This is a genomic window from Streptomyces sp. SID13726 (assembly GCF_010548375.1).
Classification (GTDB): domain Bacteria; phylum Actinomycetota; class Actinomycetes; order Streptomycetales; family Streptomycetaceae; genus Streptomyces.
The window spans coordinates 193,358-219,413 of sequence record NZ_JAAGLY010000009.1 but is presented as its reverse complement, the minus strand read 5'-3'; the positions used below and the strand labels follow the sequence as shown (position 1 = coordinate 219,413).

The 26,056-nt window shown below is 70.7% G+C and carries 18 protein-coding genes; 10 read left to right on the top strand and 8 right to left on the bottom strand.

What is annotated here, in order from left to right; translation table 11 throughout:
- The first annotated feature begins 11 nt into the window (after nucleotides 1-11).
- Together G3I78_RS24920 and G3I78_RS24915 are read left to right on the top strand one after the other, a co-directional pair.
- A complete protein-coding gene (locus G3I78_RS24920) occupies nucleotides 12-1,106 on the top strand; it encodes a RecB family exonuclease (RefSeq protein WP_239158022.1) in 1,095 nt (364 codons plus the stop codon).
- Between the two features lie 14 nt (nucleotides 1,107-1,120).
- Nucleotides 1,121-1,792 carry a response regulator transcription factor gene (locus G3I78_RS24915; protein WP_020141342.1) on the top strand — a complete coding sequence of 224 codons (672 nt, stop codon included), beginning with the start codon at nucleotides 1,121-1,123 and terminating at the stop codon, nucleotides 1,790-1,792.
- Between the two features lie 89 nt (nucleotides 1,793-1,881).
- Here the strand turns inward: G3I78_RS24915 and G3I78_RS24910 are convergent, their stop codons facing one another.
- The 4 genes from G3I78_RS24910 to metH form a co-directional block, all read right to left on the bottom strand.
- A complete protein-coding gene (locus tag G3I78_RS24910) occupies nucleotides 1,882-3,462 on the bottom strand; it encodes an ABC transporter substrate-binding protein (protein ID WP_164428279.1) in 1,581 nt (526 codons plus the stop codon).
- Nucleotides 3,463-3,541: 79 nt separating this feature from the next.
- Entirely contained in the window at nucleotides 3,542-5,146 is a 1,605-nt protein-coding gene (locus G3I78_RS24905) for an ABC transporter substrate-binding protein (RefSeq protein WP_164428277.1), read from the bottom strand.
- A gap of 434 nt (nucleotides 5,147-5,580) precedes the next feature.
- Nucleotides 5,581-6,279: an HAD family phosphatase gene (locus G3I78_RS24900; protein WP_164428275.1), complete on the bottom strand. Its 699-nt coding sequence runs from the start codon at nucleotides 6,277-6,279 to the stop codon at nucleotides 5,581-5,583.
- Between the two features lie 111 nt (nucleotides 6,280-6,390).
- Entirely contained in the window at nucleotides 6,391-9,906 is a 3,516-nt protein-coding gene (gene metH, locus G3I78_RS24895; protein WP_164428273.1) for a methionine synthase, read from the bottom strand.
- Nucleotides 9,907-10,191: 285 nt separating this feature from the next.
- Here metH and G3I78_RS24890 point away from each other — a divergent pair, with 285 nt between their 5' ends.
- From G3I78_RS24890 to G3I78_RS24870, 5 genes are all read left to right on the top strand, one after another.
- The gene (locus tag G3I78_RS24890) at nucleotides 10,192-10,965 is read left to right on the top strand and encodes an IclR family transcriptional regulator (protein ID WP_164428271.1); all 774 of its coding nucleotides are present in this window, start codon (nucleotides 10,192-10,194) and stop codon (nucleotides 10,963-10,965) included.
- 355 nt (nucleotides 10,966-11,320) lie between these two features.
- The gene (locus G3I78_RS24885; RefSeq protein WP_164428269.1) at nucleotides 11,321-12,121 is read left to right on the top strand and encodes an MIP/aquaporin family protein; all 801 of its coding nucleotides are present in this window, start codon (nucleotides 11,321-11,323) and stop codon (nucleotides 12,119-12,121) included.
- A 94-nt stretch (nucleotides 12,122-12,215) separates the two neighbouring features.
- Complete coding sequence (gene glpK, locus G3I78_RS24880) at nucleotides 12,216-13,757, top strand: glycerol kinase GlpK (protein WP_164428267.1); 1,542 nt, start codon at nucleotides 12,216-12,218, stop codon at nucleotides 13,755-13,757.
- A gap of 51 nt (nucleotides 13,758-13,808) precedes the next feature.
- Complete coding sequence (locus tag G3I78_RS24875; RefSeq protein ID WP_164428265.1) at nucleotides 13,809-15,425, top strand: glycerol-3-phosphate dehydrogenase/oxidase; 1,617 nt, start codon at nucleotides 13,809-13,811, stop codon at nucleotides 15,423-15,425.
- Between the two features lie 187 nt (nucleotides 15,426-15,612).
- On the top strand, nucleotides 15,613-18,666 hold the full coding sequence (locus G3I78_RS24870) for an NACHT domain-containing protein (RefSeq protein WP_164428263.1): 3,054 nt from the start codon (nucleotides 15,613-15,615) through the stop codon (nucleotides 18,664-18,666).
- Here the strand turns inward: G3I78_RS24870 and mtnK are convergent.
- Genes mtnK through G3I78_RS24850 form a run of 4 tightly spaced genes read right to left on the bottom strand, consistent with a single transcriptional unit; the run spans nucleotide 18,655 to nucleotide 23,527 of the window.
- A complete protein-coding gene (mtnK, locus tag G3I78_RS24865) occupies nucleotides 18,655-19,827 on the bottom strand; it encodes an S-methyl-5-thioribose kinase (protein WP_164428261.1) in 1,173 nt (390 codons plus the stop codon). The two genes, G3I78_RS24870 and mtnK, sit on opposite strands and share 12 nt — an antisense overlap.
- Before the next feature lie 11 nt (nucleotides 19,828-19,838).
- Nucleotides 19,839-20,879 carry an ABC transporter permease gene (locus tag G3I78_RS24860; protein ID WP_164428259.1) on the bottom strand — a complete coding sequence of 347 codons (1,041 nt, stop codon included), beginning with the start codon at nucleotides 20,877-20,879 and terminating at the stop codon, nucleotides 19,839-19,841.
- Nucleotides 20,880-20,919: 40 nt separating this feature from the next.
- The gene (locus G3I78_RS24855; protein ID WP_164428257.1) at nucleotides 20,920-22,443 is read right to left on the bottom strand and encodes a sugar ABC transporter ATP-binding protein; all 1,524 of its coding nucleotides are present in this window, start codon (nucleotides 22,441-22,443) and stop codon (nucleotides 20,920-20,922) included.
- Complete coding sequence (locus G3I78_RS24850) at nucleotides 22,430-23,527, bottom strand: substrate-binding domain-containing protein (protein ID WP_164428255.1); 1,098 nt, start codon at nucleotides 23,525-23,527, stop codon at nucleotides 22,430-22,432. The genes G3I78_RS24855 and G3I78_RS24850 overlap by 14 nt, the downstream gene beginning before the upstream one ends.
- A 515-nt stretch (nucleotides 23,528-24,042) precedes the next feature.
- On the opposite strand from G3I78_RS24850, the gene G3I78_RS24845 reads away from it, so the two are divergent.
- From G3I78_RS24845 to mtnB, 3 genes are read left to right on the top strand one after another with little or no spacing between them, the layout of a single operon-like run.
- Nucleotides 24,043-24,627, top strand: a complete 585-nt coding sequence (locus tag G3I78_RS24845; RefSeq protein WP_164428253.1) for a cupin domain-containing protein — start codon at nucleotides 24,043-24,045, stop codon at nucleotides 24,625-24,627.
- A complete protein-coding gene (gene mtnC / locus G3I78_RS24840) occupies nucleotides 24,624-25,343 on the top strand; it encodes an acireductone synthase (RefSeq protein ID WP_164428251.1) in 720 nt (239 codons plus the stop codon). The genes G3I78_RS24845 and mtnC overlap by 4 nt, the downstream gene beginning before the upstream one ends.
- Complete coding sequence (gene mtnB, locus G3I78_RS24835; RefSeq protein WP_164428249.1) at nucleotides 25,340-25,948, top strand: methylthioribulose 1-phosphate dehydratase; 609 nt, start codon at nucleotides 25,340-25,342, stop codon at nucleotides 25,946-25,948. Before mtnC ends, mtnB begins: the two co-directional genes overlap by 4 nt.
- Nucleotides 25,949-26,056 lie beyond the last annotated feature (108 nt).

Here is a 26,056-nt window from a genome sequence, read left to right as displayed (position 1 = left end):
GGTCTGTGGTCATGGAGACGAGTACGGAGGGCGGGGCCGAGACCGCGGTCGACGCCCCGGGGACGGCGGAACCCACGGTCGCGGTGCGGCCCGGGCCGGTCGGGGAACCGATCGCGGCCGGACAGAGCGACGCGGACGCGCCGGTCGCGGCCGAGGCGGAGGCAGAGGCAGCACCGACCGAGGCCGAGACGGGGCCTGTCCCGGCCACGGATGCGGATGCGGTGCCCGGCACCGACAAGGCGTCCCGGGCCGCCGGCATAACGCCCGCCGCGCCCGCCTCCCTCTCCCCCTCCCGTGCCAGTGACTTCATGCAGTGCCCGCTGCTGTACCGGTTCCGGGTGATCGACCGGCTGCCGGAGAAGCCGAGCGAGGCGGCGACCAGGGGGACGCTGGTGCACTCGGTGCTGGAGCGGCTCTTCGACGCGCCGGCCGGTGAGCGGACCGCGCCGAGGGCCAAGTCGCTGGTGCCGGGCCAGTGGGACCGGCTCAGGGAGAGCCGCCCCGAGGTGGTGGAGCTGTTCGCCGACGATCCGGAGGGCGAGCGGCTGACGCGCTGGCTCGGTGAGGCGGAGCGGCTGGTCGAGCGGTGGTTCACGCTGGAGGACCCGACGCGTCTGGAGCCCGCCGAGCGGGAGCTGTTCGTGGAGACGGAGCTGGACTCGGGGCTCAGGCTGCGCGGGATCATCGACCGGGTCGACGTGGCGCCGACCGGTGAGGTGCGGATCGTCGACTACAAGACGGGCAAGGCGCCGCGGCCGGAGTACGCCGAGGGCGCGCTGTTCCAGATGAAGTTCTACGCCCTGGTGGTGTGGCGGCTGAAGAACGTGATCCCGCGCCGCCTCCAGCTGGTCTACCTGGGCAGCGGTGACGTCCTGACGTACGACCCGGTCCTCGCCGACCTGGAGCGGGTCGAGCGCAAGCTGCTGGCGCTGTGGGAGGCGATCCGGCAGGCCACGGAGACGGGCGACTGGCGGCCCCGCCCCACCAAGCTGTGCGGCTGGTGCGACCACCAGGAGCACTGCCCGGAGTTCGGCGGCACTCCCCCGCCCTACCCACTGCCGGTGACGTCCGCGGCCGGTACGCAGGGCAGAATGGGGCCGGACTAGCGAAGGAGACTTACGTGGCCATCCGCGTCCTACTGGTCGACGACCAGCCGCTGCTGCGAACCGGCTTCCGGATGATCCTGGAGGCCGAGCAGGACATCGCGGTCGTGGGCGAGGCCGGAGACGGCCTGCAGGCTCTCGACCAGGTACGGGCGCTCCAGCCCGACGTGGTCCTGATGGACATCCGTATGCCGCGGATGGACGGTGTCGAGGCGACCCGGCAGATCACCGGGCCCGGGCGGGACGGCCCGGCCAAGGTGCTGGTGCTGACCACCTTCGACCTCGACGAGTACGTGGTGGAGGCGCTGCGGGCAGGGGCCAGCGGCTTCCTGCTGAAGGACGCCCCGGCCAACGAACTGGTGCAGGCGATCCGGGTGGTGGCGGCGGGCGAGGCGATGCTGGCGCCGAGCATCACGCGCCGGCTGCTCGACAAGTACGCCACGCATCTGCCGTCCGGTGACGAGCCGGTGCCGGACACCCTGCACACGCTCACCGACCGCGAGGTCGAGGTGCTGAAGCTGGTGGCGCGCGGGCTGTCCAACGCGGAGATCGCCGCGGATCTGTTCGTCAGCGAGACCACCGTGAAGACGCATGTGGGTCACGTCCTGACGAAGCTGGGGCTGCGGGACCGGGTGCAGGCCGCGGTGTACGCGTACGAGAGCGGTCTGGTGCGGCCCGGCGCGCAGTAGCCGGGCGGTGACGAGCGAAGAGGGCGCCCCGTTCCTGACAGGGGGCGCCCTCTTCGTGTGCGCGGCGGCGGGACCGTGCCGCGGCCGGATCAGCCCTTGCTGAGCTCCCAGAACCGGAACACGGTCGAGGCGTCGAGGCAGTACTCGAGGCCGTAGACGTCGTCGCGGACGACGGCGTACTGCTTGGCCTGCCAGACGGGGAGGACGGGGACGTCCTCGGCGACGATGTCCTGGAGGGTGCCGAAGTGGTCGTCCGTCGCGGCGCGGTCGGGCTGGGCGGCGGTCTGCGGGATGAGCGTGCCGGTGATCTTGTCGTTGCTGTAGTTGTTGCTGAGGACGTTGCCCTTGCCGAAGAAGGGGGCCGTGAAGTTGTCGGCGTCCGGGTAGTCGGGCACCCAGCCCTTGACGTAGACGCCGTACTTGCCGGCGGCGATGTCCTTCTCGTACTGGTCGAAGGCCACGGACTTCACGTCGGCGTCGAAGAGACCGCTGGCGTTGAGCTGCTTGGCGATCGTCTTCAGTTCCTGGTCGGTGGCCGGGCCGTAGCGCGACGGGGTGGACCAGAGGGTGAGCTTCACCTTGCCGGTGATGCCGTCGGCGGCGAGGGCGGCGGCGGCCTTGGTCTTGGAGGGGCGAGCGCCGTAGGTGTCGAAGAAGGCCGTGTTGTGGCCCGCGATACCGGCCGGGACGATCGAGTAGAGCGGGGTGGCGGTGCCCTGGTAGACGTCGTGGATGAGGGCGTCGCGGTCGAGCAGGTAGGCGATCGCCTTGCGGACGCCGATCTGGCCCGTGACCGGGTCGTCCATGTTGAAGACGAGGTGCTGGACCTCGGCGCTGGTGCCCTCGACGACCTCGACCCCGGAGTCGGGCGAGGCGTTCTCGATGTCGGTGATGTCGCCCGCGGTGAGGCCGCGGTAGGCGATGTCGACCTTGTTGTCGGTGAGGGCGGTCTTCAGGGCGCCCTGGTCGCCGTGGAAGAACTTGAGGGTGACGCCGGAGTTCTGGGTCTCGGCGGTGCCCTTGTAGTTCTCGTTGACGGAGAACACGGCCTGGTCGTCGCCGAACGAGTCGAGCTTGTAGGGCCCGGAGCCGACCGCTCCGCCGTCCTTGCGGAGGCCGTCGGCGTCGTACTGGGTGTGGTCGACGATCGAGCCGGCGCCGGAGGCGATCTTGCTCGGGAAGGTGGCGTCGGGGGTGTTCAGCTTGAAGACGACGGTCTTCTCGTCCGGTGTCTCGACCTTGTCGAGCATCGGGAACATGATCGCGGGACCGGCGTCGTCGTTGATCTTCAGCATGCGGTCGAAGGAGAACTTGACGTCCTCTGAGGTGAGCGAGTCACCGTTGCTGAACTTGAGGCCGTCCTTGAGGGTGCACTCGTACACCTGGGTCCTGCCGTCGGTGAAGTCGCAGCTCTCGGCGGCGTCCGGCTCGGGTTCCGTGCCGCCCTTGGGGAAGCTGAGCAGCGACTGGAAGACGTTGTTGAACAACAGCCAGGAGCCGGGGTCGTAGCCCGAGGCGGGGTCGGTGGCGAGGACGTCGTCGGACATCCCCATGACCACGGAGGAGCCGCCCGAACCGGAGTCCCCCGACTCCGTGCCGCAACCGGTCAGCAGGCCGGAGGCCAGCCCTGCCACGAGGGGCAGGACCGGCCACTGGATGCGCTTGTTCACGTGCGAGTGCCTTGTCGTCGATTCTTGTGGAATCCCGGACCCGTCCGCCGCGGCCCGGGGCGAAGGATGCGTCGGCCGGTCAGCCGCTCACACCCTTACCGAGTTCCCACAGCTGCAGCGTCGCCGAGGAGTTGAGCGCGTAGGCGGTGCCGGTGACGTCGTCGCGGGCGGCGACGTACTGCTTGCCCTGCCACAGCGGCAGCACGGGCACGTCGTCGGCGACGATGTCCTGGATCTCGGTCAGGCTTCCGGCTGCGGCGATGCGGTCGGCCTCGCGGCGGGAGTCCGGGATCAGGGTGTTGCGGATCTCGCTGTTGGCGTACGGCGAGCCGAGGAAGTTGTCCTTGTCGAGGAACGGGGCGAGGTAGTTGTCGGCGTCGGGGAAGTCCGGGAACCAGCCCATGCCGTAGACGTCGTACTTGCCCTTCCGCTCCGCCGGGCGGAAGGTCTCCCAGGGCGTGCCCTCGATGCGGACCTGGAAGAGGCCGCTGCTGTTGAGCTGCTTCTGGAGGTCCTCGAACTCCTCCTTGGTGGCCGAGCCGTAGTGGTCGGTCGTGTAGTGCAGCGTCAGCTTCACCGGGGTGGTGACGGCGGCCTGGGTCAGCAGGGCCTTGGCCTTGGTCACGCTCGGGTCGCCGTACTTGTTGAAGAAGGCGTTGGAGTGGCCGGTGATGGTGGCCGGGACCAGCGAGAAGAGCGGCTCGGCCTGGGTGCCGTAGACCTTGGAGACGAGTTCGCTGCGGTTGATGAGCTGGGCCATCGCCTGGCGCACGGCGCGGGACTTCACGCTCGGGGCATCGGTGTTGAAGGCGAGGTAGCGGATCTCGAGGCCGGCCATCTCGACGAGGTCGACGTCGCCGCCGGACTCGTCGGAGAGCTTCTTGATCTGGGTGGGCGACATGGTGCGGGTGGTGAGGTCGATGTCGCCCTTCTCGAGGGCGCTGCCCATGTCGTCGGCGTCGGAGAAGGAGCGCAGTTCGACCTTGTCGTTGTTCACCGTCAACGACCCCTTGTAGTTGGGGTTCTTGGTGAACACGGCGTCTTCGAGCACGTCGTTCTTGACGTCGGCCTTCATGGTGTAGGGGCCGGAGCCGTCGACGTCGAAGCCGTCGCGGAGCTTGCCCTTCTCGTAGTCGTCGGGGTTGACGATGCCGGCGACCGGGGTCGACAGCTTGTACGGGAAGGTGGCGTCGGCGCTCTTGAGGTGGAAGATGACCTCGCGGTCGCCCTTGGTCTCGACGGTGTCGATGGTGGAGAGCAGGGCGAAGACACCGGAGTCGGCCTTGAGGGCGCGGGCGCGGTCGATGGAGTACTTCACGTCGGCCGCGGTGATGGCGTCGCCGTTCGCGAACTTCAGGTCGTCGCGCAGGGTGCAGACGTAGCGTTCGTTGCCGCTGTCGCTGAAGCCGCAGGTCTGGGCGGCCTCGGGCACGGGGGCGCCCTCGCCCTTGGGCTGGATCATCAGGGTCTGCACGGTCTGGCGCAGGACGTTCCAGGTGCCGACGTCGTAGGCGTAGGCGGGGTCGAGCGGCGCGGGAGCGTCCTTCGTGGCGGTGAACCGGTCCGTGGTGCCGACGACGATCGCGTCGCCTCCGCCGCTGCCGCTGTCGGTCCCGCCGCAGGCGGCGAGCACCGGCGCGAGCAGACCTATGACGGCCGGCAGCACCAAAGTCTTGCGGTTCATGCTCGAGTTTCTCCAGAGCTGTCGGGTCCGTGTAACCGGCATGCATGGGTGGTGCGGCGGATCACGGGGTTAGGGCGATGTTGTCACCAGGAGATTAGTCCGCACCTGCACGAGGGCTCGCGGTCACCGGAGTTGGGCCGCCATCACACAGCGGAACCGGGTGTGGACGCACCGGAAGACCGGCGGCGGAAGGATTAGTGCAGGGGTCCATCAATCGGGACACATGGGTGCGCCCGCGTCCGGCGGAAGGCGGGCTCCGGCACAGCGCGGGCCGCCTGTCGAGGCCCCGTCGCGTGGGGAACGTCACACCCATAACAGGGCACGGGCACACCGGAATTCGGCCATCCGGCGAGCTGCGAATTCCTCCGACAGGCGTCTGGGGAATTACTCCGCTATCACGCTGGCACGCTGGGTGAACACCCGACGCATTTCCGTCATCGTACGGCGATCAGGCCGCGCAGAAATGGCAGGTCGACCTCTTCGAGCGAGGTCACGACGGTGCGTCCGGGGGCCGGGGCGATGGGGGCGACGGAGGGCACGGCCACCACGTGGCACCCCGCGGCCTCGGCGGCGGCGACGCCGGTCGCGGTGTCCTCGACGACCGCGCACCTGGCCGGGTCGGCGCCGAGTCCGGCGGCGGCGAACAGGTAGGGGTCGGGGTGCGGCTTGGTGCGCGGCACTTCGTCGCCTGCGACGGTGAGGGCGAAGTGCTGGGGGCCGAGGGAGGCCAGGACGCGGTCGATGATGCGCCGGTGCGAGGCGGAGACCAGGGCCGTGGGGATCCGGTGGGCGGAGAGTTCGGCCAGCAGCCGGGTGGCGCCGGGCATCAGCGGCAGGGCGCGGTTGATGCGGTTCTCGAAGCCCTGGTTGAGCAGGACGGTGAGTTCGGCGAGGGTGATGTCGGCGCCGGTGGCCTCGATGAGGAAGCCGGCGCTGCGGGTCATGGGGCCGCCGACCACGACATGGCGCCAGGAGTCGTCGAGGGTGTGGCCGAGGCCGGCGAAGATCTCGACCTCGACGTCCCACCAGAAGCCCTCGGTGTCCACGAGGGTGCCGTCCATGTCGAGGAGGACGGCCTGGAGTGCCGAGCCGTCGGCCGTACGGGTTACGGGCGCGGGGACCGTGCTGGTCATCCACGTACCTCCTTGAGGGACGAGCAGGCCGGTCCCCCGCTCGGGGAACCGGCCTCCAGTGGACCGACCAGTGTACGACTTATCGGATCAGTGTGCTCAGCGACAGCAGAGTCACCGTGCGTTGAAGTACTTCGCCTCCGGGTGGTGGATGACGATCGCGTCGGTGGACTGCTCGGGGTGGAGCTGGAACTCCTCGCTCAGCTGGACGCCGATCCGCTCGGGCCGGAGCAGGTCGGCGATCTTGGCGCGGTCCTCCAGGTTGGGGCAGGCGCCGTAGCCGAGGGAGAAGCGGGCGCCCCGGTACTTCAGGGCGAACATGTCCTCGATCTCGTTCGGGTCCTCACCGGCGAACCCGAGTTCCGAACGCACGCGCGCGTGCCAGTACTCGGCGAGCGCCTCGGCCAACTGGACGGACAGGCCGTGCAGTTCGAGGTAGTCCCGGTAGGCGTTGGCCTCGAACAGCTTGGCGGTCTGCTCGCCGATCCGGGAGCCGACGGTGACGACCTGGAGGCCGACCACGTCGGTCTGGCCGGACTCCTCGGGACGGAAGAAGTCGGCGAGGCAGAGCCGGCGGCCGCGGCGCTGGCGCGGGAAGGTGAAGCGGGTGCGCTCGTTGCCCTGGTCGTCCAGGATGATCAGGTCGTCGTCCTTGGACACGCAGGGGAAGTAGCCGTAGACGACGGCCGCTTCGAGCAGGTTCTCGGTCTGGAGCTGGTCGAGCAGTCCGCGCAGCCGGGGCCGGCCGTCGGTCTCGACGAGCTCCTCGTAGGTCGGCCCCTCGCCGGTGCGGGCCTGCTTGAGCCCCCACTGGCCCTTGAAGAGGGCGCCCTCGTCGAGCCAGGACGCGTACTCCTTGAGCTGGATGCCCTTGATGACCCGGGTGTCCCAGAACGGCGGGGCGGGCACCGGGTTGTCGGTGGCCACGTCGGACCGGACGTGCCCCTCCTCGGGGCGCTCCTCCTCCACCTGTACGGCGGCGGCGCGCACCCGGCGCTGCTTCAGCTCGGGCAGCTTGGCGCCGGGCACACCGCGCTTGACGCCGATGAGGGCGTCCATGAGGCGCAGGCCCTCGAACGCGTCGCGGGCGTAGCGGACTTCGCCCTCGTAGATCTCGTGCAGATCCTGTTCGACGTACGCCCTGGTCAGTGCGGCTCCGCCGAGGATGACCGGGAAGTCGGCGGCGAGGCCGCGCTGGTTGAGCTCCTCCAGGTTCTCCTTCATGATCACCGTGGACTTGACCAGGAGGCCCGACATGCCGATGACGTCGGCGCGGTGCTCGGCGGCGGCGTCCAGGATCGCGGAGACCGGCTGCTTGATGCCGAGGTTGACCACGTTGTAGCCGTTGTTGGACAGGATGATGTCGACGAGGTTCTTGCCGATGTCGTGGACGTCGCCGCGGACGGTGGCGAGCACGATGGTGCCCTTGCCGTCGGCGTCGGTCTTCTCCATGTGCGGTTCCAGGTAGGCCACCGCGGACTTCATGACCTCGGCGGACTGGAGGACGAACGGCAGCTGCATCTGGCCGGAGCCGAAGAGTTCGCCGACGACCTTCATGCCGTCCAGGAGGGTCTCGTTGACGATGTCGAGGGCGGGGCGGTCCTGGAGGGCCGCGTCGAGGTCGGCCTCCAGGCCGTTCTTCTCGCCGTCGATGATGCGGCGCTTGAGGCGCTCGTCCAGCGGGAGGGCGGCCAGCTCCTCGGCCTTGCCCGCCTTGAGGGACTTGGCGGTGGCGCCCTCGAACAGGGCCATCAGCTTCTGGAGGGGGTCGTAGCCCTCGGCGCGGCGGTCGTACACGAGGTCGAGGGCCGTCTGGACCTCTTCCTCGGTGAAGCGCGCGATCGGCAGGATCTTCGAGGCGTGCACGATCGCCGAGTCCAGGCCCGCCTTCACGCACTCGTCGAGGAAGACCGAGTTGAGCAGGATGCGGGCGGCCGGGTTGAGGCCGAAGGAGATGTTGGACAGGCCCAGCGTGGTCTGGACGTCCGGGTGGCGGCGCTTGAGTTCGCGGATCGCCTCGATGGTGGCGATGCCGTCCTTGCGGGACTCCTCCTGGCCCGTACAGATCGTGAAGGTCAGGGTGTCGATGAGGATGTCCGACTCGTGGATGCCCCAGTTGCCGGTGAGGTCCTCGATCAGCCGCTCGGCGATGGCGACCTTGGTCTCCGGGGTGCGGGCCTGGCCCTCCTCGTCGATGGTCAGCGCGATCAGCGCGGCGCCGTGCTCCTGGGCGAGCTGGGTGACCTTCGCGAAGCGGGACTCGGGGCCGTCGCCGTCCTCGTAGTTGACGGAGTTGATGACCGCGCGGCCACCGAGCTTCTCCAGCCCGGCCCGGATGACCGGGACCTCGGTGGAGTCGAGGACGATCGGCAGGGTGGAGGCGGTGGCGAAGCGGCCGGCCAGCTCCTCCATGTCGGCGACGCCGTCCCGGCCGACGTAGTCCACGCAGAGGTCCAGCATGTGGGCGCCCTCGCGGATCTGGTCCCGGGCCATCTCCACGCAGTCGTCCCAGCGGGCCTCCAGCATGGCCTCGCGGAACTTCTTCGAGCCGTTGGCGTTGGTGCGCTCGCCGATGGCCAGGTAGGAGGTGTCCTGGCGGAAGGGGACCGTCTGGTAGAGGGAGGCGGCGCCGGGTTCGGGGCGGGGGTCACGCCGGGTCGGGGTGACGTCCCGGACCCGCTCGACCAGCTGGCGCAGGTGCTCGGGGGTGGTGCCGCAGCAGCCGCCGACCAGGGAGAGGCCGTAGTCGCGGACGAAGGTCTCGTGGGCGTCGGCCAGTTCGGGCGCGGAGAGCGGGTAGCTGGCGCCGTTCTTGCCGAGGACCGGAAGGCCCGCGTTCGGCATGCAGGAGAGCGGGATGCGGGAGTGCCGGGCGAGGTAGCGCAGGTGCTCGCTCATCTCGGCGGGGCCGGTCGCGCAGTTCATGCCGATCATGTCGATGCCGAGCGGTTCGAGCGCGGTGAGCGCGGCGCCGATCTCGGAGCCCAGCAGCATGGTGCCGGTGGTCTCGACGGTGACGGAGACGATGACCGGGACGTCGAGACCGGCGACCTCGCGGGCGCGCTGGGCGCCGATCACGGCGGCCTTGGTCTGGAGCAGGTCCTGGGTGGTCTCGACGATCAGGGCGTCGGCGCCGCCGGCGATCAGGCCCTCGGCGTTCTGCTGGAAGGCGTCGCGGATCGTGGTGTAGCCGATGTGGCCGAGGGTGGGCAGCTTGGTGCCGGGGCCGATGGAGCCGAGCACCCAGCGCTGCCGGCCGTCCCGGGCGGCGTACCCGTCGGCGGTCTCGCGGGCGATCCGGGCGCCCGCCTCGGACAGTTCGTAGACCCGCTCGGGGATGTCGTACTCGGCGAGCGCGGCGTGGTTCGCGCCGAAGGTGTTCGTCTCGACGCAGTCCACGCCCGCGTCGAAGTACTCCTCGTGGACCGAGCGGACGATGTCCGGGCGGGTGAGGTTCAGGATCTCGTTGCAGCCCTCGAGATTCTCGAAGTCCTCGAGCGTGGGGTCCTGCGCCTGCAGCATGGTGCCCATCGCTCCGTCGGCGACCACCACTCTGGTGGCGAGCGCCTCACGGAGCGCGGACACACGGGTCCGGCTGTCGGCGGAAGGGGTCAGTGGCGACGAGGCCATGAAAGGGCTCCCTCAGTTGCGACGGCTGTCGGCTTTACGGCGCCCGCGAGACGTCCCACGCTGGGCGCACCACGCCAGAGTAGCCGTGCCCGCCACCGGATGGTCGGCACGTCCACGGGACGGACGAGGATGGCGGGCAGGCCACCGGCGGGATACCGGTGACGCAACAGATGACGGCCGACCATTAGCGGGAGGTCGGCATGGACCGGTAGTGTTCGGCATTGCCGAACAGTGGCAGCGACGCCGTAACACTCGGCTGTCGAAGGGGACGGAGGCAGGACGGCGATGGCACGGAACATCCAGTCGCTCGAACGGGCGGCCGCGATGCTGCGGCTCCTCGGGGGCGGCGAGCGGAGACTCGGCCTGTCGGACATCGCCTCGTCCCTGGGCCTCGCCAAGGGCACCGCGCACGGCATCCTGCGCACCCTCCAGCAGGAGGGGTTCGTGGAGCAGGACGAGGCCTCGGGGCGCTATCAGCTGGGCGCCGAGCTGCTGCGCCTGGGCACCACCTATCTCGACGTGCACGAGCTGCGCGCGCGTGCGCTGGTGTGGACCGACGACCTGGCCCGCTCCAGCGGCGAGAGCGTCCATCTGGGCGTCCTGCACCAGCAGGGCGTCCTGATCGTGCACCACGTCTTCCGGCCCGACGACAGCCGGCAGGTGCTGGAGATCGGGGCCATGCAGCCGCTGCACTGCACGGCGCTGGGCAAGGTGCTGTCGGCGTTCGACCCGGTGGCGCACAGCGAGGCGCTGGAGAGCGACCGCAAGGCGTTCACCGACCGGACCGTGTGCGACCTGGAGCCCTTCGAGCAGATCCTCGACATCACGCGCGCGCGTGGGTACGCGGCGGACGTCGAGGAGACCTGGGAGGGCGTGGCGTCGATCGCCGCCCCCATCCACGACCGGCGGCGGATGCCGGTCGGCGCCGTCGGCATCACCGGCGCGGTGGAGCGGCTGTGCCGGCCCGACGAGGAGGGCGCGCTGCGTCCCGAGCTGATCGCGGCGGTGCGGGACTGCGCCCGCGCGGTCTCGCGGGATCTGGGCGCCGGGCGGTTCTGAGGGCTGCCTGAGAGCCGCCTGAGGGCCGGTTCGGAGGACCGTAAGAAGGGCCGGGACGTCGGGTGACGTGCCGGCCCTCAGTCGTACCCTGACACAACGGCATAAATCGCCGACTCAAGATCGTTGACTCACAGCTGTCAATAACGATCGTGTTTTCGACAACAGAACCCTTGACGTGCGCGTAACCCCGGAGCAAGACTCCCGTCCATCGGTCGGCATTGTCGAACACCTACCGGCAATACGCGCTAGAGTGTGACAACGCCAAGGGCCGGCATCGCTCTCACCCCGAGGGCAGCTCGAACCTCCGGAGGGACCCGGGGTTCGGTCCCCTGGACGAAGGACAAAGGAGTCGCGGGTGTCCAGCTCCGACATCTTCATCGGCGAGACCATCGGTACCGCCATACTCATCCTGCTCGGCGGTGGCGTGTGCGCCGCCGTCACGCTGAAGGCCTCGAAGTCACGCAACGCCGGCTGGCTCGCCATCGCCTTCGGGTGGGGTTTCGCCGTCATGACGGCCGTGTACATCTCGGCACCGCTCTCCGGTGCCCACCTCAACCCGGCCGTGACCCTGGCGCTCGCGCTCAAGAAGGACGGCATCGCCTGGAGCGACGTCCCGATCTACTTCGCCGGGCAGCTGCTCGGCGCCATGATCGGCGCGGCGCTGGTCTGGGTCGCCTACTACGGCCAGTTCCACGCGCACCTGACCGACAAGGAGATCGTCGGCGCTCCGGGCGCGCAGGCCACCACCGCCAAGGCCGTCGAGGCGCAGGAGAAGGGCGCGGGCCCGGTCCTGGGCATCTTCTCCACCGGCCCCGAGATCCGTGTCCCCTGGCAGAACGTCGCCACCGAGGTCATCGGCACCATCGTGCTGGTGCTCGCCGTCCTCACGCAGGGCCTGAACGGCGACGGCAAGGGCCTGGGCACCCTGGGCGCCCTGATCACCGCGTTCGTCGTGGTGTCGATCGGTCTGTCCCTCGGCGGCCCGACCGGCTACGCGATCAACCCGGCCCGTGACCTCGGTCCGCGTATCGTGCACGCCCTCCTGCCCCTGCCCAACAAGGGCGGCTCCGACTGGAGCTACGCCTGGGTTCCGGTCGTCGGTCCCCTGATCGGCGCCGCGATCGCCGCGGGCATCTACAACATCGCTTTTGCTTAGAGCATCCGAAGCGGCCGCAGAGCAGTGCCGCGCAGCAGAGCAGTCGTAGAGCAGTAGCAGGCAGTCCCTTACTCACGGAACTCAGGAGCACACAGTGACCGACGCCCACACCGCCGGCCCGTTCATCGCCGCGATCGACCAGGGCACCACCTCCAGCCGCTGCATCGTCTTCGACAAGGACGGCCGTATCGTCTCGGTCGACCAGAAGGAGCACGAGCAGATCTTCCCGAAGCCGGGCTGGGTCGAGCACAACGCCAACGAGATCTGGACCAACGTCCAGGAAGTCGTCGCCGGGGCCATCCAGAAGGCCGGCATCACCCGTGACGACATCAAGGCCATCGGCATCACCAACCAGCGTGAGACCACGCTGCTGTGGGACAAGAACACCGGTGAGCCCGTCCACAACGCCATCGTGTGGCAGGACACCCGCACCGACGCCCTGTGCAAGGAGCTCGGCCGCAACGTCGGGCAGGACCGCTTCCGCCGCGAGACGGGCCTTCCGCTCGCCTCGTACTTCGCCGGTCCGAAGGCCCGCTGGCTGCTCGACAACGTCGAGGGTCTGCGGGAGCGCGCCGAGGCCGGGGACATCCTCTTCGGCACCATGGACACCTGGGTCATCTGGAACCTGACGGGCGGTGTCAACGGCGGCAAGCACTACACCGACGTCACCAACGCCTCCCGCACCATGCTGATGAACCTCCACACCCTGGAGTGGGACGAGAAGATCGCCGAGTCCATCGGCGTGCCGCTGTCGATGCTCCCGGAGATCCGCTCCTCCGCCGAGGTCTACGGCGAGGTCACCGGCGGCAGCCTGGGCGACCTGCTCGGCGGCATCCCGGTCGCCTCCGCGCTCGGTGACCAGCAGGCGGCCCTGTTCGGCCAGACCTGTTTCGCCGAGGGCGAGGCCAAGTCGACGTACGGCACCGGCACGTTCATGCTGATGAACACCGGCGAGAAGATCATCAACTCGTACTCCGGCCTGCTGACCACCGTCGGCTACCGCATCGGCGACCAGGCCCCGGTGTACGCGCTGGAGGGCTCCATCGCGGTCACCGGTTCGCTGGTGCAGTGGATGCGTGACCAGATGGGCCTGATCTCCACCGCCGCCGAGATCGAGACGCTCGCGCTCTCGGTCGAGGACAACGGCGGCGCCTACTTCGTGCCGGCCTTCTCCGGTCTGTTCGCCCCGTACTGGCGCTCCGACGCCCGCGGTGTGATCGCCGGTCTGACCCGGTACGTCACCAAGGCGCACCTGGCCCGTGCCGTTCTGGAGGCCACCGCCTGGCAGACCCGTGAGATCACGGACGCCATGACCAAGGACTCGGGCGTCGAGCTCGCGGCCCTCAAGGTCGACGGCGGCATGACCTCCAACAACCTGCTGATGCAGACCCTCTCGGACTTCCTGGACGCCCCCGTGGTCCGTCCGATGGTCGCCGAGACGACCTGCCTCGGCGCCGCCTACGCCGCCGGTCTCGCCGTCGGCTTCTGGACCAACACCGACGACCTGCGCGCCAACTGGCGCCGGGCCGCCGAGTGGACCCCCCGCATGGACGCGGACGCCCGCGACCGTGAGTACAAGAGCTGGCTCAAGGCCGTCGAGCGGACCATGGGCTGGCTCGAGGACGAGGAGAGCTGACGAGAGCTCCTGACGGCTCTCGCACGCTCTGATGAGGAGTAAGAAACCGAAATGACCAGCCAGTCCACCCTGCAGTCCGTGCCTGCCCTCGGCACGCGCCCGGCCTCCGGCTCGAACCCGAGCCGAGCCGAGACCCGGGAGCAGCTCTCCAAGGCGTCGTACGACCTTCTCGTGATCGGCGGCGGCATCCTGGGCATCTCCACCGCCTGGCACGCCGCGCAGTCCGGTCTCAGGGTGGCCCTGGTCGACGCCGGCGACTTCGCCGGCGCCACCTCCTCCGCCTCCTCCAAGCTTCTCCACGGCGGTCTGCGCTACTTGCAGACCGGCGCGGTGAAGCTGGTGGCGGAGAACCACTTCGAGCGCCGTGCGGTCTCCCGCCAGGTGGCTCCCCACCTGGCGAACCCGCTCACGTTCTACCTCCCCGTGTACAAGGGCGGGCCGCACGGCGCGGCGAAGCTCGGGGCGGGCGTCTTCGCCTACTCCGCGCTCTCCGCGTTCGGTGACGGTGTCGGCCACCTCCTGTCCCCCGCCAAGGCGGCGCAGGACGTGCCCGAGCTGCGCACCCAGAACCTCAAGGCCGTCGCGGTGTACGGCGACGACCAGATGAACGACGCGCGCATGGCGCTGATGACGGTCCGCGCGGCCGTCGAGGCGGGCGCGGTCGTGCTCAACCACGCCGAGGTGACCGGGCTCCGGTTCACCAAGGGGCGGGTCACGGGCGCGGACCTGAAGGACCGTACGAGCGGTGACGAGTTCGGCGTCAACGCCCGTCTGGTGCTCAACGCGACCGGCCCGTGGGTCGACCACCTGCGCAAGATGGAGGACCCGAACTCGGCTCCCTCCATCCGCCTCTCCAAGGGCGCGCACCTGGTCTTGAAGCGGACCGCGCCCTGGAAGGCCGCGCTGGCGACCCCGATCGACAAGTACCGGATCACGTTCGCGCTGCCGTGGGAGGACATGCTGCTCCTGGGCACCACGGACGAGGAGTTCGAGGGCGACCCGGCGGACGTGTCGGTCAACGAGAAGGACATCGCGCAGATCCTGGACGAGGCCGCGTTCTCGATCCGCGACCAGCAGCTGTCCCGTGACCTGATCACGTACTCCTTCGCGGGTCTGCGGGTGCTGCCGGGCGGTCCCGGCGACACCGCGAAGGCCAAGCGGGAGACCGTGGTGACGGAGGGCCGTGGCGGCATGCTGTCCGTCGCGGGCGGCAAGTGGACGACCTTCCGCCACATCGGCCGTACGGTCATGCAGAAGCTGGAGGCGCTGCCGGGCGCCCCGCTGGGCGACGACTTCGAGCCGATCTCCTCGCTGCCGAAGAAGCTCCCGCTCCCCGGTGTCGCCAACCCGCGCGCGGTCGCCCACCGGCTGCTGGTCGACAACCCGGCGCCGGGCCCGCGCATGGCCGCCGACACGGCCAAGCACCTGGCCACCCACTACGGCTCCCTGGCCTTCGACATCGCCCGTCTGGCGAACGAGAACCCGGAGCTGGGCGAGCGGGTCCACCCCGACGCCCCGGAGATCTGGGCCCAGGTCGTCTACGCCCGGGACAACGAGTGGGCGGAGACCCAGGACGACGTGCTGCGCCGCCGTACGACCCTGACGATCCGGGGCCTGGCCACGGACGACGTCCGGGCGAAGGTGCAGGACCTGCTCGACAAGAAGTGACACCGCCTTCCACGGCGTGAAGGGGACGGCTCCCGATGCGGGAGCCGTCCCCTTCGTGCTGCGCTCCCACCCGCCCCTCGAACACTCCCGCGCGCTCCCTCACACGTGTTTCGAACAGCCGGTTCGCCGTCGGGGCGGCCACTAGAACGGGAGGCTTCCACGCGGCACGGTCATGGGGAGCTGGCATATGCGAGGCGGTTGGCACGGCGTCCGGATCCGGCGACGCCTCGGACTGCTGGTCTGCGGGGGCACCCTCGTGGCACTCGCGGCCGTGCTGCGGCTCTGGTGGCGGGACGCGGCCACGGCGGGCGTCCTGGTCTCCGCCATCGGCGCCTTCGTGTCCGTGGTGGCGCTGGTCGCCGATGTCCTGCGGGGCGACCCGGGGCCCACCGCGCGGTCGGCGGACGAGCAACGGCGGCTGGCGGCCGACGCCCTCGCCGACGCCGTACGGGAGCAGTGGTCCGCCGAGGCGCGGTTACGGCGGTTGCAGGACCCGGCGCCCCTCGACGTGCTCTGGCGGCCCGCCGACCGGTGGCTGGCCGACCATCCGGAGAACGTCCGCCGGGGAGCGCGGCTACCGGCTCCGCGTGACTGCCGGGTCGAGGATCCGGGTGACTGCCGGGTCGAGGAGATGGCCGGGTCGTTCGCCGCGCTGCCCGGCCGGCGGCTGGTGGTGCTGGGCGGTCCGGGGTCGGGCAAGAGCGTGCTGGCGATGCGGTTCGTCCTCGGCAGGCTGGCGGCCCGCAGGCCCGGCGGGCCGGTTCCGGTGCTCTTCCCGGCGGCGGGCTGGGATCCCGCGCGGACCGGGCTGCGGGCCTGGCTGGCGGACCGGCTCGCCGCCGACTACCCGCCGCTGGCGGCCCCGGCGCAGCAGGCCCGGTGCACGCTCGCCCGGGCCCTGCTCGACGCGGGGCTGGTGCTGCCGGTCCTCGACGGCTTCGACGAACTGGCCCGGCCCTGCTACGGCGAGGCGGTCCGCGCGCTCAACGCCGAACTCGACGACGGCCTCCCGCTGCTGCTCACCAGCCGGGGCGAGGCGTGGGAGGCGGCCGTCAGCGAGGGCGATGTGCTCACCGCCGCCGAGGTGGTCGAACTGCTGCCGCTCGGCCTGGGACAGGCCGGTGCCCACCTGGCGCGCACGGCCCGCCCGCTGCGCTCGGCGGACGGCTCGCCGGTCACCGCGTGGACGCCGGTGCTGCGGCGGCTCGACGACCGGCCCGGGCATCCGCTGGCCCGCGCCCTGACCACGCCCCTCATGGTCTCGCTGGCCCGCACGGTGTACGGCGACACCTCGCGCGACCCGGCCGAGCTGCTCGACGAGACGCGCTTCCCGAGCCCGGACGCCGTCGAGGAGCATCTGCTGGGCGCGTTCGTGCCCGCCGCGTACGGATCGGCGGGAGCGGAGGCCGCCGAGGGCGCGGTCCGCCGGCTCACCCTGCTGGCCCGGGGGCTGCACGGCCGGGGCCGCGGGCGGCTGGCCTGGTGGGAGCTGGACGCGCTGCTGCCGCGGGCCCTCGGGGTGTACGCGCCGGGCCTGCTCTCCCTGGCCCTGCTGTCCGCGCTGCTGCTGCCGGTCACCCTGGTGGGTGCGGTGACCGAACTCGCGGGCACGGAGAGCCTGCTGGCGGTGCTGGCCTCGTTGGCCGGGCAGACCGTGGGGTTCGCCTTCGGGGTGGCGTGTCTGCTGCCCGCCGACGAGACCCGGCCGGGCCCGCGCGCCCTGCTCCGGCTGACCGGGCTCACCGCGGCGGTGAGCGTGCCGCTGTGGGCCTGCTTCGCCTGGGCCGACGACCTGCGGTTCGGCTTCCGCTTCGGCGGGGTGACCGACGGCTGGCTGCCCGATCTGCTGGGCGGCTGTCTGTTCTCGCTGCTGTTCACCCTGTTCTTCGGCATCGCGGGGCTGCCGCGGCGGCCGGTGCCGTTGGGGCTGCCCTGGAACGGGGGCGCCGGGCGGGCCGTGGCCCGGGTCTTCGGGGGCGCGCTGCTGGTGGGCGGGGTGGGGGCGGTGCTGGTGGGCCGGACCGGCAATCCATGGGTCGTGATCATCGGTACGACCTGTGCGGTGGCGGGCGGCGCGCTGTCCCTGAGCGGTGTCCTGCGGGCCGGGCCGGACACCGTGCGCGCGTCCCGGGCCGGGCATATCGCCCGCCGGTTCGCCGCGGGCCTGGTCCGGGGTACGGCCGCCTCACTGCTGGTCGGTGTCACGGCCTGCACGACTGCGGGGCTGGCCGCGGTGGCGGTGACCGCCGTGAAGGCCCGTCCGGCGGCCGACCTGGACGGCCGGTGGAGCGACGGCTGGCACTTCGCGGCCCACGACGGGGTCCGCACGGCGGTCACGGTACGACCACTGCGCGGCACCCTGCTCCTGCCGGGCGGGAGTGCGCGGCCCGTCGCCTACCCCGAGGGCACGCGGCCTCCGGACTGCACGCTGCCGTTGCTGCACGACCGGCGGTGCGTGGGGTTCGTCGCGCGGCGCACGGAGTTCGTGGCGCGGGAGGGGGGTGTGGCCGTTCGGTTGACGGTGCCCCTGAGTGGGGGTGGGGCGGGGGTCGGCCCCCGTCCTGAGACCGGGCCCAAGGCCGGCGCCGAGTCCGGAGCCGACACACACGTGACTGTGGCGTACGCCGCCAATTTGCGGTCCGTGTTGCCGGGCGCGGCGCGGGCCTGGCTGACCCAGGGGCCGGTGACGGCTGTCGCCGCCCGGTGTCTGCCGCCGTTCGTGGCCGCCGGGGTGCTGATCGGGGTGGTGGGTGGCTGTGTGTGCGGGGTCTACCGGGCGCTGAGCGTGCCGTCCGACGTGATGCGCGCGGCGGATCCGGGAGGTTCGCTGCGGACGGACCGGACGGCGTCCCTCGTCCGGAGCGGTCTGGTCGCCCTGATCGCGGCGGCCGTGAGTGTGCCGGTGCTGGCGGTCCCCGGCGACTGGGGCGGCCTGGTCCACGTCGGGACCCAGCTGTGGCTGCCGCTGGGGACGGCGGCGCTGTCGCTGAGCGCCTGGGGGAGGTTCGCGGTGGCCCGGGTGTGGCTGGCGGCGACGGGGCGGATGCCGTGGCGGCTGATGGCGTTCCTGGAGGACGCCCACCGGCGCGGGGTGCTGCGCCGGTCCGGGGCGTACTTCGAGTTCCGGCACCTCAGGCTCCAGGCCCATCTCGCGGACCGCGGCACGGACGACGGCACCCACCCCTCCGTGCCCCGGCAGGCCGCCGCGTCCCGTGTCGGGACGCGCCGCTCACAACGGTGAGGCGACGACCTCGCGCACGGCGTCCGGTGACGACAACTCCGCGCGGCGCACGATGAGTTCACGGCCGAGCAGCAGTGCCCGCCGGGACGCCGGTACCGGGTCCGGCAGGGTCGTGAGGTCGGTCAGGTGGGCGAAGCCGATGATGCGGCGGATGATCTCGGTGCCCGCGTAGCCCAGGGACTCGGTCCAGACACGGCCGAGGAAGCGGTCCAGGTAGGCGTCGTCGAAGAAGGCGTCCACCCGGGTCGGCCACAACCGGCGGAACTCCCCCTCGAACGCCTCCCAGGACAGCCGGAGTTGGTCCGCGTGGTCGGTCGGACCGCCGAGGGCCCGCGCCCGCTCCTCCGAGACCAGGGCGTTGGCCCAGTACAGGCCGAGGTCGAAGCCGATCGGGCCGACGAAGGAGAACTCAGGGTCGAACACCCGCACCACATGGGCGCCTTCACGCTCGCCGACCATGATGCTGCCGGTGTGGAGGTCGCCGTGCAGGAGGGCCTGGGCGCTGGTCATGAACCGGTGCCTGAGGTCGGCGACCTCGGTGCGGAGCACCGCGTCCGCGCGGAACGCCCGCGCCAGGTCGTCCACGCCCTCGTGCCAGTGGTTGTGCTCGTGCTCGACGTACGGCTCGGAGAGCACCACGTCCTCGGTGATCTTGCACAGCTCGGGGCTCACCGAGGCGGCCACGAGCGCCTTGCGCTCGGCGGAGGGCATGCCGAAGTCACTGGTGGCGAAGGAGAGTTGGGCGACGAGTTCGCCGACGCGGGCCGAGGTGCGGGGGCCGTACGACGCTCCCTCGTTCAGGAGGGTGCGCAGGACCTCCAGGTCGGACATGTCCTCCATGACGAGGGCGTAGTTCTCGGGGTCGTAGCCGTGGACGGCCGGGATCTTGTCGGGGGCGACCTTGGCGATCTGCTCGTAGGCGCGGGCCTCGGCGTCGGCGCGGTCGGGGTTCATCGGCCAGGACGGGCCCGCCACGCGTACCCAGGGCAGGGCCTGCTTCACGGCGAGACTGCGGGTGCCGTCGGCCGAGGAGGCGAGGAAGACCCGGTTCATGTTGCCGTCGGAGACCTCGCGGACCTCCGGCTCGTCCGTGCCGTCCCAGTGGCCGCGCTCGCGCAGGTACGCCGGGATGTCCTCGGTCTCCAGGATGCGGTAACCCATCGTGAACTCCCCTATGCGGTGCGGCGCTTGGACAACGTGAAGCTGAAGACCAGGGCGAGGATGAGGACCGCGCCCTCGACGACGTCCTGGGTGTAGTACGGCAGTCCCTTGATGGTGAGGCCGGTGGTGATGATGCCGATGAGCACCGCACCGAGTGCCGTGCCCCAGACGTTCGGGCGGCCCCGGCCGAGGACCGAGGTGCCGACCAGCGCGACCGCGACCGCTTCCAGCAACTGGGAGGTTCCGGCGGACACATCGCCCTGGCCGATGCGGGACGCCAGGATCAGGCCGCCGATCGAGGCGAGGACGCCGGAGAGGACGTAGGCGAGCGCCCGGTAGGCGCCGACGCGGATGCCGGCCAGCCGGGAGGCCTCGGGGTTGGCGCCGATGGCGTAGAGCACCCGGCCCCAGCGGGTGCGGGCGAGGAACACCCAGGCGGCGAGGGTCAGTCCGCCGAAGATGAGGACCGAGATGGGGATGCCGAGGACGGTGCCGCGGTCGATCTTCAGGAAGCCCGCGGTGAACTTGCCGGGCGCGGTCGAGCCGTCGTCCAGGGTCATGCCCGGGGTGATCGACTGGCCGTCGACCAGGATGAGTTTGCCGCCCTGGATGACGAACATGGTGCCGAGGGTGGCGAGCATGTCGGGGATCTTCAGTACGACGATCAGCAGGGCGTTGAGGAGGCCCGCGAGGGCGCCCGCCGCGAGGACCGCGATGATCGCGACCGTGCCGACCTGGTTCTGTACGACCATCGTCTGGGCGGCGACCGAGACGCCGAGGCCCGCGACCGCGCCGACGGACATGTCCATCCCGCCGACGGCCATGGTGAGGGTGACGCCGAGGCCGAGGATCGCGGCTACGGAGACGTAGCGCAGGGTGTCGAGGAGGGTCGCCGACTCGCGGAAGGAGCCCTCGCTCAGCGCGAAGTACAGGAACAGCGCGACCGTGACGAAGATGAAGCCGTACTTGATGACGGCGTTCTGGACGCGGACGGCCGTGGTGGCGGTGGGCGGGATCGCCGTCTTCGCCGGGGCGCTCTGGGTCGTGGTCATGGGTGCTTCCTTCGGCCTTCGGCGGCGGCAGCGGCGGGCGTCACACCGACGCCGAGATGGTCTGGATGACGCGGTCGCGTTCCGCGTCCTCGCCGTAGGCGTCGAGGTGGATCTCACCGGCGGCGAGCACGACGACGCGGTCGGCGATCTCCAGGACCTCGTCGACGTCGGCGGACAGGACGAGCACGGCGGCCCCCTCGGCGGCGAGGGCCCGGGCCCGGCGGCCGATGTCCCGGCGGGCACCGATGTCCACGCCTCGGAACGGCTCGTCCAGGATGAGGACTCGGGGGGTCTCGGCGAGCCAGCGGCCGACGACGACCTTCTGCTGGTTGCCGCCGGACAGCTCCTCCACGGTGCTGTGCTCGTCGCGGGCCACGACTCCGAGGGCCTCGATGGTCTCGCGGCCCAGGGCGTCCTCCTTGGAACGCTGGACCAGCCCGGCCCTCGACAGCGACTTCAGGAACGGCAGGGAGATGTTCTGGGCCAGCGACCAGCCGGGGACCAGGGCGTCGGCGTGCCGGTCCTCGGGGACCAGGTGGATGCCGCCGCGGATGGCGTCGGAGGGCCGCCTCGGCGCGTACGGCCTGCCGTCCAGCTCGACGGAACCGGTGGCGAAGGGCTCGGCGCCGAAGAGGCCGCGGGCCAGCTCGGTCTTGCCCGCGCCCAACAGGCCCACGGCACCGGTGACTTCGCCGGTGCGGAGGTCGAGGTCGAGGGGAGCGCGGCCCTCGAAGAGGCGGACGCCCTTGAGGGACAGGATCACGTCACCGGCGCCGTCCCCGGCAGCGACCGGGCGGGCCGTGGTCGCCTCCTGGGCCTGGGCCAGCATCGCGCGCAGGGCGCTGTCCCAGTCGAAGGGCTTGGCCTGGTCCTCGGTGAGAAGGCCGTCGCGCAGGACGACCAGGCGGTCGGCGAGCGCGTCGATCTCGCCGAGGCGGTGGGAGACGTAGAGGACCGCGATGCCGTCGTCGCGCATCCTCTCGACCAGCGCGAAGAGGCGTTCGGCCTCGGCGGCGGACAGGGCGGAGGTCGGCTCGTCGAGGATCAGCAGCCGGGGGCGGGTGGCCAGGGCGCGGGCGAGGATGAGCAACTGGCGGTCGGAGATGCCGAGTTCGGTGACGTCCTTCTTCAGGACGGTGTCGCTCCAGCCGAGTTCGAGGCCCGCCTGGATCTCGCGGGCCCGTGCCAGGACGCGGCGTCCGTTCAGGAAGGGGTTGCCGCGTGCCTGGGCCAGCTCCTCGAAGACCAGGTTCTCGGCGACCGAGAGGCCCGGCACGATCCCCTCGCCGATGCGCTGGTGCACGGTCTGGATGCCCAACTGCCGGGCGGCGAGCGGGGACTGGAGAGCCGCGGGCTCCCCCGCGACCCGCACCTCTCCCCCGTGGCCGGTGTGCACGCCCGACAGGATCTTGATCAGCGTGGACTTGCCGGCGCCGTTCGCGCCGAGCAGCGCGACCACGCTGCCCGGGGCGATGTCGAGGGTGACGGAGGCGAGGACGGTCTTGCCGCCGAAGGCCATGCTGACGTCGGTGAGACCTACGGCAGGCGTCTCAGTGGGCGACATTCGAGATCCAGTCCGCGGTCGAGACCTGCGACAGGTTCAGCGCGGGCAGCGCCTCCCGCAGCTGGTCCATGTTCTCGATCTTCTTCTCGCGCAGGAAGTCCTGGGTGATGGCGACGGCCGGGAACTCGACGGAGGTCTTGTTCAGCTGACCGGCCAGCTCCAGCGCGGTGGTCCGGACGACGGCCGCGCCCACCGCGGACGGGTCGGTGCCCGCCGTGGCGACCCACGGGCTGTCGGCGGCGGTCATCTGCTGGATGTCGGCGTTGGAGACGTCCGCGCCGAAGACCTTCACCTTGTCCTGGAGCTTCTTGTTCTGGACGGCGAGGACCGTGCCCTTGGCCAGCTCGTCGTAGGGGGCGAAGATCCCGGTCACGTCGGAGTGCTGGGTGAGCGCGGCGGAGACCAGGGGAACGTTGTCGGTGGCCGTGGAGTCGGTGACCTTGCCGACCTTGAACTGCTGCTTCCAGCCCTGCGCGGCGAGTTCCTTCGCCCAGACGGTGTTGCGCTTGTCGAGGGCGGCGTAACCGGCGACGTTGACGTAGCCGACCTTGGCGTTCTTGCCGAGGTCCTTGGACATCACGTCGAGGACGGCCTGCGCCATGCTGGCGTCGTCCTGCTCGGTGCTGACCACGCCCTTGGTCGAGGTCTCGACGTCGTAGACGACGACCTTGATGCCCTTCTTCACGGCCTTGTCGATCTCCGGCTGGATCGTCGCCGGGAAGCCGTGGTCGATGATGATCGCCTTGGCTCCGGAGTTGATCGCGGAGGACAGGTCGGTGGCCTGCTTGGCGTTGTCGGCCTGGGCGTCGTACACCGTCAGGTCGATGCCGAGGGCCTTGGCCTGGGCCTTGGCGCCGTTGCCCCACTGCTCGAAGTAGTCACCTGCGCCGCTCTGCCGGACCAGGGCCACCTTGACCGCGCCCGCGCTGAAGGGGGCCGGCTTCTTGCCGGTGGCGGCCGAGGCGGAGGCGGCGGTGTCGCCGGTGTTCTTCGACGCGTCCGTGGACTGCGAGCAGCCCGAGAGCACGAGGGCCGAGACGGACGCGAGGGACAGCGCGGCGAGGGGCAGACGGGTGCGGGACATGAGGGGCTCCAGGTGCGGGGTGGTGCAGAGGGGATGAAGAGACGGGTGCCGGGCCCGGAGCAGGAGAGACGAACGCGCCGCCGCGCACGCCGGTCGGCGGGCGTACGGATGCTCCGGGAGGGGTCAGCGACAGCTGGCCGTGGTCGACCGGAGCAAGTCCACGTACAGCCGCCGCACGAGCAGCAGCGTCTTCATACGCAGATCATGAGAACGATTTCAGCCAGACGTCAAATGTTTTGGAACCGCTTTCTCACCAGGTGAGACAACGACTTCGTCACACCCGGTGCAGGTCACGACGCCGGTTACCATCACAAGACCGGCACCCGACCCGGCACAGTGAGGCCCTGATGACGACACCTGGCGCGAAAGCGATGTGTATGCCCTGCGTACACCGCTGTCCCGGCGCGCTGTGTCGCGGCTGACGAACTGCCCGCCTCGCTCCTCCTTCCCTCCCCGCCCGTCCGGTGCTTGTCTCGGTATCCGGACATTCCTTCCAGAGCCCTGGAGTTGTTCCCATGACGCTGCTGACCACCTGGTCCGAGTCCGGCCCCGAGACCCTGGTCCGCCGCACCTCGGACCCCGCCGAGATCGCCGAGGCGCTCAAGCCGATCGGGGTGCGCTACGAGCAGTGGCCGATCCGTGAGGACGTCCCGTTCGACGCCGACAGCGAGACCGTCTTCGCCGCCTACGGCCCCGAGATCGAGAAGCTGAACGCCGAGGAGGGCTTCACCACCGTCGACGTCCTCGGTCTGCACCCCAGCGACGACCCGGAGTTCCCCGCGAAGGCGAAGGCGGCCCGCGAGAAGTTCCTCCAGGAGCACACCCACGACGACGATGACGAGGTCCGCTTCTTCGTCTCCGGGTCCGGCATCTTCTATCTGCACGTGAACGGCGAGGTGCACGCGGTCTTCTGCGAGAAAGGCGACCTGCTCGGCGTGCCGCGGGGCACCACGCACTGGTTCGACATGGGCACCAGCCCGTCCTTCACCGCGATCCGCTTCTTCCACGAGGAGGACGGCTGGATCGGCAACTTCACCGGCTCCCCCATCGCCTCCCGCTTCCCGGACTACGACACGATCGCGGCCGGGTACCACGCGTGAGCGTGCACTACGACGTGGACGCCGTGGTGCTCGACATCGAGGGCACCACGAGCGCCACGGGGTTCGTCGTCGACGTGCTCTACCCGTACTCCCGCTCACGGTTCGCCGCGCTGCTCACCGAGCGGTCCGAGGACCCCGAGGTGGCGCGTGCGGTCGCGCAGGTGCGCGAGGAGATCGGCGACCCGGACGCCGGTGCCGCCGACATCGAGAAGGCGCTCAACACCTGGCTCGACGAGGACCGCAAGGCAACCCCGCTGAAGACCCTCCAGGGGATCATCTGGTCCGAGGGCTTCGCGCGCGGGGACCTCGTCTCGCACTTCTACGACGACGTCGTACCGGAGTTGCGCGCCTGGCACGCGGCGGGCGTACGGCTGTACGTCTACTCGTCGGGGTCGGTCGCGGCGCAGCGGGCGTGGTTCACCAACAGCCCCGAGGGCGACCTGACTTCACTGGTCTCCGGTCTCTACGACACCGAGAACGCCGGGCCCAAGCAGGAGGCGGAGTCGTACCGCCGGATCGCCTCGGCGACCGGCCTCGCGCCGGACCGGCTGCTGTTCCTCTCCGACCGTCCCGGTGAGCTGGACGCGGCCCGCGAGGCGGGCTGGCACGCCGTCGGGATCCGGCGGCCCGGGGAGCCGTATTTCCAGCAAGGCGTCGGCAACCACGCTGCGGCGGGGTCGTTCGACGAGATCACCGTTTCAAGGAGCACTTCGTGACCGCCGACATCAGCGCACTCGACCTGGAAGAGGCGGGGGCGGTCCTCGCCGCCGAGTCCGCCCGCTTCGCCTCCTTCGGCTGGATGCGGGGCACCTCGGGGAACCTCTCCGTGGTGCTCTCGCGTGAGCCGCTGCTGCTCGCCGTCACCGCCAGCGGCCACGACAAGGGTGAACTGACGCCCGCGGACGTGGTGTTGGTCGACGGACAGGGCGCGGCCGTGCGGGGCGGAAAGCCGTCCGCCGAGGCCGAGCTGCACGCGCGCGTGGCCGCGCTCACCGGGGCCGGTGCCGTGGTCCACGTGCACACCGTCGCCTCGGTGGCCATGGGCAAGCGGGAGCCGGGCGGGATCGTCTTCAGCGACGTGGAGATGCTCAAGGGTGTCGGCCAGCCCGCGCACGACGTCGAGGTGACGCTGCCGGTCATCGCCAACAGCCAGGACATGAAGGTGCTGGGCGATCGGCTGGAGGAGGCGCGGAACCCCGGGATGCCGGCCGTGGTCGTCGCCGGGCACGGGCTCTATGTGTGGGGCGCCGATCCGCGGCAGGCCCGGCATCACACCGAAGTGGTGGAGTGGCTGCTGGAGTTGGAGCTCGCGGGCCGCTGAGACAGCGGAAGAGGGGATCCCCGGGACAGGGGATCCCCTCTTTTCATGGGCGCCTGCTTTTCATGGGCGCCTGCTTCGGCAGGTTCAAGTGCGCCTGCTCCAGCAAGT